The sequence below is a fragment of the Clostridium simiarum genome (genome assembly GCF_018919175.1).
In the GTDB taxonomy this organism is placed as follows: Bacteria; Bacillota; Clostridia; order Clostridiales; family Clostridiaceae; genus Clostridium_L; species Clostridium_L simiarum.
Genome location: NZ_JAHLQL010000001.1, coordinates 496,648 through 509,281, shown reverse-complemented (window position 1 = coordinate 509,281; position 12,634 = coordinate 496,648). Strand labels below are relative to the sequence as shown.

Annotated in this window: 13 protein-coding genes and 2 pseudogenes; 6 read left to right on the top strand and 9 right to left on the bottom strand. The window is 29.1% G+C overall.

Annotation, left to right across the window (positions count from 1 at the left end):
• Nucleotides 1–4: 4 nt before the first annotated feature.
• Complete coding sequence (locus KQI89_RS02375; RefSeq protein ID WP_216455755.1) at nt 5–1,252, bottom strand: M16 family metallopeptidase; 1,248 nt, start codon at nt 1,250–1,252, stop codon at nt 5–7.
• Nucleotides 1,253–1,286: 34 nt separating this feature from the next.
• Nucleotides 1,287–2,018, bottom strand: a complete 732-nt coding sequence (locus KQI89_RS02370) for a class I SAM-dependent methyltransferase (RefSeq protein WP_216455754.1) — start codon at nt 2,016–2,018, stop codon at nt 1,287–1,289.
• Nucleotides 2,019–2,319: 301 nt separating this feature from the next.
• On the opposite strand from KQI89_RS02370, the gene KQI89_RS02365 reads away from it, so the two are divergent.
• Nucleotides 2,320–3,687 carry an aminotransferase-like domain-containing protein gene (locus KQI89_RS02365; RefSeq protein ID WP_216455753.1) on the top strand — a complete coding sequence of 456 codons (1,368 nt, stop codon included), beginning with the start codon at nt 2,320–2,322 and terminating at the stop codon, nt 3,685–3,687.
• Between the two features lie 150 nt (nt 3,688–3,837).
• Here KQI89_RS02365 and cobS read toward each other — a convergent pair whose 3' ends face one another.
• The 3 genes from cobS to cobT are packed head-to-tail and all read right to left on the bottom strand — an operon-like array spanning nt 3,838 to nt 6,268.
• On the bottom strand, nt 3,838–4,605 hold the full coding sequence (gene cobS / locus KQI89_RS02360) for an adenosylcobinamide-GDP ribazoletransferase (protein ID WP_216455752.1): 768 nt from the start codon (nt 4,603–4,605) through the stop codon (nt 3,838–3,840).
• A 16-nt stretch (nt 4,606–4,621) separates the two neighbouring features.
• Nucleotides 4,622–5,173, bottom strand: coding sequence for a bifunctional adenosylcobinamide kinase/adenosylcobinamide-phosphate guanylyltransferase (cobU, locus tag KQI89_RS02355; RefSeq protein WP_216455751.1), 552 nt, complete (start codon nt 5,171–5,173; stop codon nt 4,622–4,624).
• 21 nt (nt 5,174–5,194) lie between these two features.
• On the bottom strand, nt 5,195–6,268 hold the full coding sequence (gene cobT, locus KQI89_RS02350) for a nicotinate-nucleotide--dimethylbenzimidazole phosphoribosyltransferase (protein WP_216455750.1): 1,074 nt from the start codon (nt 6,266–6,268) through the stop codon (nt 5,195–5,197).
• A gap of 138 nt (nt 6,269–6,406) precedes the next feature.
• On the opposite strand from cobT, the gene KQI89_RS02345 reads away from it, so the two are divergent.
• The 3 genes from KQI89_RS02345 to KQI89_RS02335 all read left to right on the top strand — a co-directional run bounded on the left by KQI89_RS02345 (nt 6,407) and on the right by KQI89_RS02335 (nt 9,471).
• Nucleotides 6,407–7,093, top strand: coding sequence for a response regulator transcription factor (locus KQI89_RS02345; RefSeq protein ID WP_216455749.1), 687 nt, complete (start codon nt 6,407–6,409; stop codon nt 7,091–7,093).
• Nucleotides 7,090–8,640 (top strand): sensor histidine kinase, encoded by a 1,551-nt coding sequence (locus KQI89_RS02340; protein WP_216455748.1) that lies wholly within the window; start codon nt 7,090–7,092, stop codon nt 8,638–8,640. Before KQI89_RS02345 ends, KQI89_RS02340 begins: the two co-directional genes overlap by 4 nt.
• A 285-nt stretch (nt 8,641–8,925) precedes the next feature.
• Entirely contained in the window at nt 8,926–9,471 is a 546-nt protein-coding gene (locus KQI89_RS02335) for an NADH peroxidase (RefSeq protein ID WP_032121531.1), read from the top strand.
• A gap of 167 nt (nt 9,472–9,638) precedes the next feature.
• On the opposite strand, the pseudogene tnpA reads toward KQI89_RS02335, so the two are convergent.
• Together tnpA and KQI89_RS02325 are read right to left on the bottom strand one after the other, a co-directional pair.
• Nucleotides 9,639–10,112: pseudogene (gene tnpA, locus KQI89_RS02330) on the bottom strand (IS200/IS605 family transposase).
• Between the two features lie 127 nt (nt 10,113–10,239).
• Nucleotides 10,240–10,512: a hypothetical protein gene (locus tag KQI89_RS02325; RefSeq protein WP_216455747.1), complete on the bottom strand. Its 273-nt coding sequence runs from the start codon at nt 10,510–10,512 to the stop codon at nt 10,240–10,242.
• A 649-nt stretch (nt 10,513–11,161) separates the two neighbouring features.
• Here KQI89_RS02325 and KQI89_RS02320 point away from each other — a divergent pair.
• Nucleotides 11,162–11,575, top strand: coding sequence for an ATP-binding protein (locus KQI89_RS02320; protein ID WP_343216324.1), 414 nt, complete (start codon nt 11,162–11,164; stop codon nt 11,573–11,575).
• Nucleotides 11,568–11,882, top strand: coding sequence for a hypothetical protein (locus tag KQI89_RS02315; RefSeq protein WP_216455746.1), 315 nt, complete (start codon nt 11,568–11,570; stop codon nt 11,880–11,882). Before KQI89_RS02320 ends, KQI89_RS02315 begins: the two co-directional genes overlap by 8 nt.
• A gap of 49 nt (nt 11,883–11,931) precedes the next feature.
• Here the strand turns inward: KQI89_RS02315 and KQI89_RS02310 are convergent.
• Together KQI89_RS02310 and KQI89_RS02305 are read right to left on the bottom strand one after the other, a co-directional pair.
• Nucleotides 11,932–12,231: pseudogene (locus tag KQI89_RS02310) on the bottom strand (AMP-binding protein); the annotation flags it as partial.
• 57 nt (nt 12,232–12,288) lie between these two features.
• A complete protein-coding gene (locus KQI89_RS02305; RefSeq protein ID WP_216455745.1) occupies nt 12,289–12,627 on the bottom strand; it encodes an AMP-binding protein in 339 nt (112 codons plus the stop codon).
• Between the last annotated feature and the right edge of the window lie 7 nt (nt 12,628–12,634).

Below are 12,634 nucleotides of genomic sequence, written 5' to 3'. Positions count from 1 at the left end.
ACCTTTAATCTATTTCATTTTTTAATATGTGTATAGTTGGGTTTTCTAAAACTATATTAGCCACATCATATATGCTTTTGCTACTTATATTTTCTAAAGCCTTCATATCTTCAATGTATGCATGTATATTTTCTTTTTCTAAAGCTTGATGCAACACGTAATTTGCTAAATCCGTAGAATCCTCTATAGTAGATATCACTGCAGTTTTATGAACCTTACTCATTAAATTTACTGTATCATCATTAAATCGAATTTTTTTATTTTTAATATCCTCTATACATCTATCAATAGCTTCCATGGCACTAGATATATTTTCTTCAGATACCGCAGTGTATATAGCCATGGTCTTTATTTGTGGTGTCATATCTAAATCTGTATAAACATCATAGGCTAATCCAAGCTTCTCTCTAAGTTCTCTAAATAAAATTGAGTTAGCACTTTCTCCAAGTTTATGGTTTAAAATCTTTAAGGGTAATTCCTTTTCCTTAGGCAAATCATGAAATGTATATAAGTAGGCTATAGAGCTTTGCTCTATGTCTCTTTTAATTGTAGTTTTTATTGTTGGATTATTTTTTTCAACTATTATGGAGTTTTTATTTGAAAACTCTCCCTTCCAAGAACCAAACTTACTATTTATCTTACTTAAAGCTTCACTATGATCTAGGGATGAAACCATAACTAATATAGAATTTTGCGGTGTATAAAATTTATTATAAAATCTTATCAATTGCTCCCTATTAAAAGATTTTATATTTTTTTCTTCTCCTATAATATCCCACCTTAAAGGGCTATTAACAAAAGCTATTTCATTTAATTTTTTAAAGGTTAAGTTTTCAACATCATCTAAGCTACTTCTTGCTTCAGATAATATTACACCTCTTTCTCTTTCTATCTCTTCCTCTTTGAAGGATGAATTTATAATCATATCCGATAATAAATCCAAAGAACTTGAAATTTCCTCCTCTAAAGCGCTTATACTATATATAGTAGCCTTATAATCTGTATAAGCATTGTACTCCCCACCTAAAAACTCTAAATCATTATTCAGTGTTTCATTACTTCTAAAAGCAGTTCCCTTAAATAACATGTGCTCAATAAAGTGAGAAATTCCCTTTTCTTCTATGGATTCATACATAGCTCCAATACTTACTCCAATTTGTATTGACATTATTTGTGTTTCTTTTTTTATAGTAATAACTCTAAGTCCATTATCCAGTAAGCTATCCTTAGCATCGAAAATCAGTTTTTTCATTAAATTATCCCCTCATCCTTGATCATTCTTGTTATTATATCTTTTTTGCCCTTACCACAGTAGCATAAGCCTTATCATTATAAGGAATCTTATTGAACCCTCCATAAAACTCCATATGGCTAAAACCTATGTCTAATAGCATAAGTTCTAGTTCATCCTTTCTAAGCGGAAGGAGGGTCACAGTATTTTCATACCTATGGTTTTCTTCATTTCCTATAATTAATTCAGAGTTAAAATACACTAAATCCTCTTCTTTATTATAATCATATTTTCTTATAAATTCTAAAGCCTCTTTATCTCTTTTAATAGTAGGAAGATGATCTACATTATATTTTATTATTCTATCATAATTTATTATTTGTACTATTAGCTCACCCTGTGGTTCTAATACATCATATATGTCCTTAAATAAAGTCTTAATTGCTTTTCTATCTGTAATATGCACTAAAGAGTTTCCTATGCAAAATATAGAGTTATACTCACCCTTAGCTATGTTTTTTAAATTCATCATATTTTCACATACAAAATTTACATTTTCTAATTTATTGGATTTTTTCTTAGCTAAGTTTATCATGTCTAAATCTAAATCTATCCCTAAAACCTTCATTTTATTCTTAGCAAGTTCAATGGAATAAGTTCCACTGCCACAGGCTAGGTCTATTACCTTTTGATGTTTTTTTAAATCTTCTAGTAGAAACTCTACAGTAGCATTATTTTTTTCAAACACTATGTCATAATATTTGCTTAGTTCTTCATAAAATCCCATAAATAATCCTCCTTACAAGAATATCTAAACTGGTAAGATTTTTAATTAATATAATGTACAGATTAAAACTTATTATCTTATTATAATATACTTATCCATGTTTAATCAAAGTAAATATTATTTAGAATATTTATCTATTAACTTATTATACTTTAAATTAGTCTAAAACAAAATTTTAAGTAAAACAAGTTTTTGTATTGATACAGTTTGTTTTTATTATTAATACACTACTGTAAATTTTTATGATATACTTTATAATTAGTAGGAACTGTATTTATACAAAATAAGTAGGTGAATTATTATGAGTACAAAATATGAAATTATAATTAACTATATAAAAAGTGAGATAGAAAATGGTAGCTTTACATCTAAGTTACCTTCTATTAGAGCCCTAGCTATAAAATTTAGTTGTAGTAATTCTACAGTAATAAGAGCTTATTCAGAATTAGAAAAACAAAACCTTATCTATGCATTACCAAAGAGCGGTTACTTTGTAATGGATAACCAGCTAAAGTATTATAGTTTTAATGATAACCATATAATTAACTTCTCTTCAGGAGAACCAGATAGTAAAATATTACCCTATGAAGAATTTCAAAAATCCTTTGAAAATGCAGTAGAACAATACAAATATCATATTTTTGCTTATTCCTTATCCTCAGGTTTCATCCCTCTAAAACAAAGTATACTTTCAATGATGACAAAAGCCAATATAGATTGTTCTATGGAAAGACTCTTTATTACCTCTGGAGCTCAACAAGCCCTTTCTATATTATCTCTTTTAAACTTTGGTGAAAATAAAAATTCTATTTTGGTAGAACAACCTACCTACAATATTTTTTTGAAGTGGCTTAATATTAATAAATTAAATGTATATGGAATAGATAGAGATTTTAATGGAATAGACCTAGATAGATTAGAGTATCTTTTCAAAAATAAAGATATTAAGTTTTTTTATACCATGCCAAGGATGCAAAATCCTCTTGGAACTTCTCTTTCTGAAGAAGACAAAAAGCATATTGCTTATCTTGCAAATAAATATAATGTTTATATAGTTGAAGATGATTATCTTAGCGACTTAAATGAAAATAACTCCTATCCTTTATATAGGTATGATGAAAACGAAAGGGTTATTTATATGAAAAGTTTTTCAAAAATCCTTATACCAGGTATGCGACTTTCAGCTTGTATATTACCTAAAAGATTAATAGATTCCTTTAGCAATTATAAAGTAACCTTTGATTTAGTAACTACAGTGCCTATGCAAGGAGCCTTAAGTTTATTTATAAATAATGGTCAATATGAAAACTATATATCTAAGTTGAAAAATTTTTATGGTACTAGAATGAGACTATTTAAAAACCAAATGGAAAAGTTCTCCAACCTAAATTTAGATTATAAAATATCTAATAACGGTCTATTTTCTTTAATAAAAATGCCTAATATCAATATAGATGAGCTCATAAGCTTAATGCTCTCTAAAGATATTGAGCTTAGAAATGGCTCAAACTTTTATTTAGATGAATTTAATAAAACCCCTTCTATTAGAATGAGTCTATGTAAAGTTAGTGAAGATAAAATAATTAAAGGTCTAGATTTCCTTTATGAAGAATTAAAAAAATTATATTCCAGTACCTCCTTAAGAAATTTTCATCCTTTAGAGTTATAGTAAAATTCACTAATAGGAAAAAGGCATAGAATTTATATCAATAAATTCTATGCCTTTTAATATATTTCATTAGATTTTAGAAGGTTGACTTTTAATAAAACTTCTTTATTAACTTAATATATTACTTGCTACTTTAACTTAAATATTACTTTATATTTTTAATGATAAAATAAATATTAGAGCTGTCAATTCTATAATTTCATTCATGGCACCTAAGTTATCCCCTGTTATGCCTCCAATTTTGTTTTTGCATAAGCCATAAAATAATAACAATATAATAAGTGAAATAAAAAATAAAGCAAATTGATATAAAAAAGGTATTAAGCTATTCATGCTATAAGAGGTTAAAGCTAAAATTATAAAACCTATGATTAGCTCTCTATTAGATATATTATTTATAATAAAATTTCCTGATCCTGTTTCCTTAGCAGCCTTACCTATGTAAGCTAAGATCTGAAGGGCTACTCTTCCCATAAAAGGAGCTAATATTATAATATAACCTTTATTAAGTCCTATAATTTTCTCATAAGAAATATATCTTAGTAAAATATCTATAATTATAGCCATACAAGAGTAAGTTCCTATTCTACTATCTTTCATTATATCTATAATCTTATCCTTACCTCCCTTAAAGGCAAAGAAGCCATCACAGGTATCTCCTAATCCATCAATATGAAATCCACCTGTTATACATATATAGGTTATTATCATAAGTACTGATAAAAATTCCTTAGGTATGTAATTATAAAATATCTTATAGACTATAAATTGTGAAGCTCCAACTATCATTCCTATTAAAGGTATATAAGCTGATGCCCTTTTGAAATTTCTATCCTCACAAGGAAGAACTATATTTATAGGTATCCTTGTCATAAACTGTACTATAAGTAAAAAACTTTTAAATTCTTCAATCAACATTACACACATCCTGATATTATTTTATTTTTAGAGGAATTCCACAGGTTACTAAATAAACCTCGTCACTGTTTTTAGCTAAATATTGATTTATCCATCCTGCAAAATCTCTAAATATTCTTCCCAATTTATATTCTGGAACTAGTCCCATTCCCACTTCATTAGTTACCATAACCAGAGTAGTATCTTCTTCTTTAACCTGTTTTAAAAGAAGGGAGTATTCCTTTTCTATCTCTCTATATATAGCATCTAAAGTTTCACGAGAAACATTTTCTTCCAAATTTTCTTCCCTATTAAAAATTAAATTTGTTAACATTATAGTTACACAATCTAAAAGTATATAGGGCTTATTATACTTTTTAACTGCTTCATTTAAATTTGTAAATCCCTCATGAGTTACCCACTTTGGATTTCTAGACTCCCTATGTCTTTCTATTCTCTCTTTCATTTCACCATCTGTAACTATAGCTGTAGCAATATATAAAACTTGGTCTTTTTCTTTTAAGAGGTTTTCTGCGAAGGTACTTTTACCACTTCTACTTCCTCCTGTAACCAATATTATTTTACCCATTATGCTCTCACTCCTCTAATATTATCTTATATCTATATAGTTATCTTTGTCTAACCTAGCATTTTCAAAAGTCCCCATGTTATTTATTGTGTAAAGAGAAGCTTCTATTATATTAAATGCCATAGGACATGCTGAACCTTCACCTAATCTCATATTTAAATTCAATATAGGTTTAAGTCCTAATTGCTCCATTATGTAACAAGCACCTGGCTCTGCAGATAAGTGTGAGGGAAACATATACTCTCTACATAAAGGGTTTAATTTATAAGCACAAAAAGCTGCCACAGAAGATATAAATCCATCTATAACAATAGGTATTCTATATTTAGCAGCTGCTAAATAGCATCCACATAAAGCTGCAATATCGTATCCCCCAACTTTACTTAAAACATCCACAACATCTTCTTTAATGGGTTTATTTACTTCTATAGCCTTTTTTACTACTGATTTTTTAACCTTATATTGTGCTTCAGTAACTCCTGCTCCCTTCCCCACAATTTTATCAATCTCCATATCTGTTAAGGCACAAAATACTGCTGCACTGGTAGTAGTATTTCCTACTCCCATTTCTCCAGTTCCTATAATATCTACACCTTTTTTATGTAATTCCTCTACAATTTCTATACCAGATTCTATAGCCTTTAATGCCTGCTCTAAAGACATAGCACTTTCTTTCACCATATTATTTGTACCATAACTTATTTTTCTATTTAATATTTTATTATTATTAAAGTCATGGTTAACCCCTACATCTACAACAGTTAACTCTGCTCCATAATAATTAGCTAAAACCTTAACCCCTGTAATATCTTTGGTGAAGTTTTCCGTAACTAATGCTGTAGTATTTTGAGGACAAGAGCTAATTCCCTCTTCTACCACCCCATTATCAGAGCACATAATAATTATATTTTTCTTCTTCAACTCTTTAGGTAAATATCCTTTTATTCCTGCTATTTTAGCTGTCATAATCTCCATATAGCCTAAGCTTCCAATAGGCTTTGTTAGATTATCCATATACTTTACTACCTTATTCATAGCAGTTTTATCCAAAGGATCAATAGATGAAATAAAGTCTTTTATTTTATTTTTGTTCATATGTATTACCTCCCATTGTCACTTTAAATTATCTCATTTTTTTGTTTCTAATGCAAAGATTAATTCTCTATTATTCTACTTTAAAAAATTATAGTATAATTAAAATATAATTATACATACTGCATAGGAGGTATAACCTTGGAAAAAACCATTTTAATTGTTGAAGATGAACTTAGAATGAGATTACTTTTAAGAGATTATTTTAAAAAGGAAGGCTTTAAGGTATTAGAAGCTGAAAATGGCCTTACTGCTTTAAGTATTTTTAAAAATGAAAAAAGTCATATCAACTTAATTATACTAGATATAATGATGCCTCTAATGGATGGCTTTACCTTTTGTAAATCTATTAGAGAGATATCCTATGTACCTATAATAATTCTTACAGCAAAATCTGATGAAGAGGATAAACTTCTAGGATATGAGCTTGGCGCAGATGACTATGTAACAAAACCCTTTAGTCCTAAAATATTGGTGGCTAAAGCCAAAGCTCTACTAAAAAGAAGTGATTCTCTGGATTTTATTGAAAAAAACAACGAGGAGTTTGACGGATTAATTATTAATACCCTCTCTCATGAGGTTTATTTAGATGAAGAGGAAATATACCTAACTCCGAAAGAATATGACCTTTTAATATACTTAGTAGAAAATAAAGGCATTGCCTTAAATAGAGATAAAATATTAGATAATGTGTGGGGAATAGATTATTTTGGTGATCCCCGTACTGTAGATACCAATATTAAAAGATTAAGAGAAAAATTAAAGAACAAGTCTTATTTAATATCCACTGTAAGAGGAAGTGGATATAAATTTGAGGTGAAAAAATGAAAAAAAACTTAACTCTAAGACTTTTTGCCATAACTTCAGTATTCATAAGTATTATTTTAGTGCTTATAATGTCTTTTCAATCTATATTTTTTGAAAAGTTTTATATAAACAAAAAAATGAGTACATTAAAATCAGAAATAAATTCATTTAAAATAACATACTCATACAATTATACTAATAAACAAGCTTTATTTAATAGTATGCAAAGTTTTGAAAAAAATAATAACGCTAAAATCGCCATATTTTCTAATAAAGGTGAGATTGTTTTTTTATCTGATCCTAATAAACAAATAGATGCTATTATTCTTGATATGCTAAAAGAATCATTTTTTACAATTTCTAGAAACCCTCAATTTTCTGCCATACTATCACAAGGCAGTGTTATAACTAAAATATTAACTAGTGAAAATCAAAGCATAAATAATATTGTCTGCATAGCTCCTATATCTTTAGAAAGTACCAATGATAATATAATAATTGCTGTTTCTCCTTTTCAGACCATTAAAGAAGCTTCCTCTGTAATAAGAGATTTTTATCCCTATGGATTGCTTCTTGGAATTTTTGGTATAGTGTTACTATCTATAATATATTCTAATTTAATTTCTCGTCCTCTAAAGGCCATAAATAAAAGTGCTTTAAAGATGGCTAATATGGACTTTTCTGTACAGTGCGATGAAGATAGAGAAGATGAAATAGGAAATTTAGCAAAAACCTTAAATTTCTTATCTTTAAATCTTAGTAATACCTTAAAAGAGTTAAGTAAGTCTAATGATAAACTAAAAGAAGATATCGAAAAAGAAAGACGTATTGAAAAAATGCGTAAGGATTTTATAGCTAATGTATCTCATGAATTAAAAACGCCTATAAGCCTTATTGAAGGATATGCAGAAGGACTAAAAGATAATATTGCAGAGGAAGAACAAAGGGATTTTTATGTAGATGTAATAATTGATGAAGCTCATAATATGGGAAACTTAGTTTCGGATATGCTAGACCTATCTCAATTAGAATCTGGTTCTTTTAAGCTCAATATAGAAATTTTTAATATAAAGTCTTTAGTGGAGCATATAATAAAAAAATTAACACCACTACTAAAAGATAAGAATATTGAAATAATCACAGAAGTAGAAAATACTTTTGTGGAAGGTGATAAATTTAGAATTGAGCAAGTTCTAAATAATTTTATATCTAATGCTATAAGGCATACCACTATAAATGGAATAATTAAAATTACCTCAGAATTAGGTGTGAAAAAATCAAATTATAGTATGCCTGAATATTATAAAACAAAAGATTATTTGTTTATTGAAGTATTTAATTCAAATTCAAATATACCTAATGAAGAAATCCTAAATATATGGGATAAATTCTATAAGATTGATAAATCTAGAAACAGATCCGGTGGTGGAACTGGCCTTGGTTTAGCTATAGTGAAAAATATATTAGAAAAACACCATAGTGTACATGGTGTTATAAATAAGAATAATGGAGTAACTTTTTATTTTTCTTTAAAAATCATTGAAAATGATTTGATAGCATATAAGTAATTGCATAAGATAAGTAAATATAAACAAAATATTATGTAACTTATTTTAGCATTGTTAGGATATTTTTGTTGAAATATGTTATATTTAATATAGTGTTTTAAATGACTTTAAAATAAAATTTGGTTAAAAGCTTACACTTTGGTATAAAAAGCAATAGTTATATATATGTTTATAAATATGTAAAAAACTATTGCTTTTCTATAATGATTGTTATATAATAATAATTGTTGGTAAAATAGTAAATATATAATATAAATCAACATAATTTTAAGGAGGATGGTTTTAATGAAAAAATTTGTCTGTACAATCTGTGGGTATGTTTATGAAGGAGAAGCTGCACCAGAAAAATGCCCACAATGTGGAGCTCCTGCTGCAAAGTTCGTTGAAAAATCTGAAGGTGAAATGTCCTGGGCAGATGAGCATAGAATTGGAGTAGCTAAAGATGTAGATGCTGAAGTTATAGAAGCTTTAAGAGCTAACTTTACAGGAGAATGTACTGAAGTAGGAATGTACCTAGCTATGAGCCGTCAAGCTGATAGAGAAGGCTTCCCAGAAGTTGCTGAAGCTTATAAGAGAATAGCTTTTGAAGAAGCTGAGCATGCAGCTAAATTTGCTGAATTATTAGGAGAAGTTGTTGTAGCTGATACAAAAACTAATCTTCAAATGAGAGTAGATGCAGAACACGGCGCTTGCCAAGGAAAGAAAGATTTAGCTACATTAGCTAAAAAACTTAACTTAGATGCAATCCATGACACAGTTCATGAAATGTGTAAAGATGAAGCAAGACATGGTGCTGCATTTAAAGGATTATTAGATAGATATTTTAAATAAAAATTAAAAGGCTGTTGTCCTAATGCGACAGCTCAAACTGTAATCATGACCACCCCTAGAAGGGGTGGTTTGCTCTAGCCCTATAAGGGCATATTACTGGCTGTGCTACTCGCACATTGAACGATTTGCCAACCGCAAATTTTTTCAGGCTACCCCTAAAGGGGTTATTATTTTTTGCCTTGTTTTACTGGATCACCCGTAAACGGGTCTACATATTCTTTTAAACTCATCTGCTCATATGATATGTCTTCTTGTATTTGATTTTTTATCTACTCTTCTATAACTTTTTTATTTCTGCCAACTGTATCAACATAGTAACCCTTACACCAAAATTGTCTGTTTCCATATTTATATTTCAAATTTGCATGTCTATCAAATATCATCAACGAACTCTTTCCTTTTAGATACCCCATAAATTGAGATACACTTAATTTAGGCGGTATGCTTACAAGCATATGTATATGATCTTTATATGCGTTTGCTTCAATTATTTCTACTCCCTTATGTTCACATAGTTTTCTTAATATTTGTCCTATATCTGCTTTTATTTTCACATATATTACTTGCCTCCTATACTTAGGTGCGAAAACTATATGATATTTACAATTCCACTTGCTATGTGCTAAACTACTGTTATCCATATTGGATATACCTCCTTTGTTTAATGATTTTGGTCGGCAAACCTACTTTCATTTTACATTGGAGGTTTTATTTTTTCTACGCATAGCTAAAAGCTTTTTAGAACCACAGGTATAACCTGTGGTATTCCTAATACAATAAAAACTTTGATAACACATTTGTTATCAAACTCATCTTTTCATATAATTCTTCTACATCTTTTAACACACCATTATAACTCATAATCTCATCTATGACTCTCATTGGACTTTCAACTTTTGCTTTAGTATTAGGGCGAGCCCTTACACATGGAACTATCTTAAAGTTAAAATCTTTAGCCAATTGTTCGAATTTTGGATTTATTTTTCCTTCACAACATTCCGTCCTTGCTTTGTCCATCATTGTTGATGCATTATCAATCAATATTTCCTTTGGACACCACCTAATGTTTCAAAGGCATTTGCTAGAAAATCAAATAAATAATTTTGATTAGTTGATGGGCAAACAGTCTAGACTTTGAACCTAGAAGCAGATAACACTAAGCTACCTACGTTTAATACCATTTTGGTATTATCTTTAAATGTAAAGTTTATTTTTTCTTTCCAATCAAATTGTGCTTGTTTACCGAAAGGTGTTTCTGATTTTATAGAATCTGATTTAGCCTTCGGCTTAAAGTGTTCTGCGAATTTTTCATGCTTTAATATAAAATAATTAAAGTTACTCCTTGAGCATTGAAGTCCATGCTCCCTAACCAAGTATCTATATAGATGTGATTTGTAATGAAATACTTGGGGATTTTCAGAGGATAATAGTTTTTCTATTATTTCGTAGAAATCATCTATCTTAGATTTTTTTGCTTACGTTCATTATTTAAATTTCCTTCATAATATTTTTTAACAGTTCTTCTATCAACTCCTAGATTTCTTCCTAATTCACTAAAGTTTGGTTTATCCAAATTGTTGACCTCCACAAATAATTTTAATTTTTTTAAATCATTTATCGACACTATATCTATTTCAGTATTAATTTTCATATTCATCACCCATTAATACTGTAAAAAATATTAGCAATTTTGTACATAGAAATATTAGCAACTTTGTACAATCTTATCTTAGCATTAATAGACGAGTTAAATGTGGCAAAAGGCTGCGGTACACTTGAAAAGGTAATTAAGAGTTACCAGAAGATTGATCTCCTAATTATGGATGAGTGGCTTATACGATGTCTTACCCCGCAGGAATCCTATGACCTTCTTGAAATCATAGAAGCAAGGACACATCATGGTTCTATGATTTTCTGCACCCAATATGGAAAAGGCGGATGGTATGAGCGGATTAGCCCTTCTAATGATGGACCAATATCAGAAGCTATCATGGACAGAATTATACATAATGCCTATGAAATCATAATAGATGGAAAAGTCTCAATGAGGGAACGTCATGGTATAAAGTCTTTAAAAATGGAAGAAGGTGAAGTTAATGAATAACCTTATTCCTAATGATGATCATATGGAATTCCTGTATTTGCAGCTAATTGATTATCTTGTAGATGATATCAAGCAGTTGGAATTGGAAACAATCCGCCTGCGCCATGAACTAAGCAAACGGCTTTCTGACTATGATGGGTTGATACTCAGGTCCGAGATTTATTCAGGACTTGCTGGCCGTTATGAATGGCAGGAAGCCTATGCAAGATATGTTTCCCTTTACTGTGAAGGAACTGATCCATTAGATAATGAATCGTATTCCAAGCAGATGGAACAGATGGCTCATCTAGGATATATTGATGAATAAAAATCACACTCAGCAGCAATGCTCATAAAAGAATAAAGGCGGCTGTCCTTCACGTTCGTGACTGTGGTCTTATCGAAACGAAATACTCAACTATTAAATTACTTATCTCTGCCGGATCAAAAGTTTTGTGCTTATCATTTATAACTAATGTAGCTCCATTTGTTAGTGCCACAAAAATTTCACATACACTTACGTCAAATACATAATTTGTTAACGATAATACTTTATCCTCGGATCCAATTGGTGAATTAAAACTTTTATTAAAGCTCATTATAAAGTTATTTAAATTTGAATGCTTAAGCATACCCCCTTTAGGGTTACCTGTAGTTCCTGATGTATAAATGACATAGCCTAAATTATCTCAGTTATTTATCTTTTCTAAGTTTTCAGAACTACTATTGAATAATTAATCTTTAAATAAATCTATAATTTCACCATTATACTGTATATCATTTATTAATCTTCCTGACGTTAGCAACACTTGACTTTGGCTATCACTTAACATATACTCTATTCTTTGTTTAGGATAGTTTGAATCTATTGGTAAATAAGCTCCTCCTGCCTTTAATACTCCAATTATTTCTATTACCATCTCTAACGATCTATCAACCATTATTCCTATTATAGAATTTTCTTTAACGCCCTTATTCATTAAAAGTCTTGCTAAACTATTTGATTTTTCATTTAACTCCCTATAAGTTAATTTTTTATCTTCAAATATTATGGCAATATTATAGATAACCACAGTTGAA

What these genes read in the sequence shown, in the direction of transcription:
- KQI89_RS02375 (WP_216455755.1), bottom strand. Translation starts at nt 1,252, where the DNA reads ATGAAAAAACTGATTTTCGATGCTAAGGATAGCTTACTGGATAATGGA.
- KQI89_RS02370 (WP_216455754.1), bottom strand. Translation starts at nt 2,018, where the DNA reads ATGGGATTTTATGAAGAACTAAGCAAATATTATGACATAGTGTTTGAA.
- KQI89_RS02365 (WP_216455753.1), top strand. Translation starts at nt 2,320, where the DNA reads ATGAGTACAAAATATGAAATTATAATTAACTATATAAAAAGTGAGATA.
- cobS (WP_216455752.1), bottom strand. Translation starts at nt 4,605, where the DNA reads ATGTTGATTGAAGAATTTAAAAGTTTTTTACTTATAGTACAGTTTATG.
- cobU (WP_216455751.1), bottom strand. Translation starts at nt 5,173, where the DNA reads ATGGGTAAAATAATATTGGTTACAGGAGGAAGTAGAAGTGGTAAAAGT.
- cobT (WP_216455750.1), bottom strand. Translation starts at nt 6,268, where the DNA reads ATGAACAAAAATAAAATAAAAGACTTTATTTCATCTATTGATCCTTTG.
- KQI89_RS02340 (WP_216455748.1), top strand. Translation starts at nt 7,090, where the DNA reads ATGAAAAAAAACTTAACTCTAAGACTTTTTGCCATAACTTCAGTATTC.
- KQI89_RS02335 (WP_032121531.1), top strand. Translation starts at nt 8,926, where the DNA reads ATGAAAAAATTTGTCTGTACAATCTGTGGGTATGTTTATGAAGGAGAA.
- KQI89_RS02315 (WP_216455746.1), top strand. Translation starts at nt 11,568, where the DNA reads ATGAATAACCTTATTCCTAATGATGATCATATGGAATTCCTGTATTTG.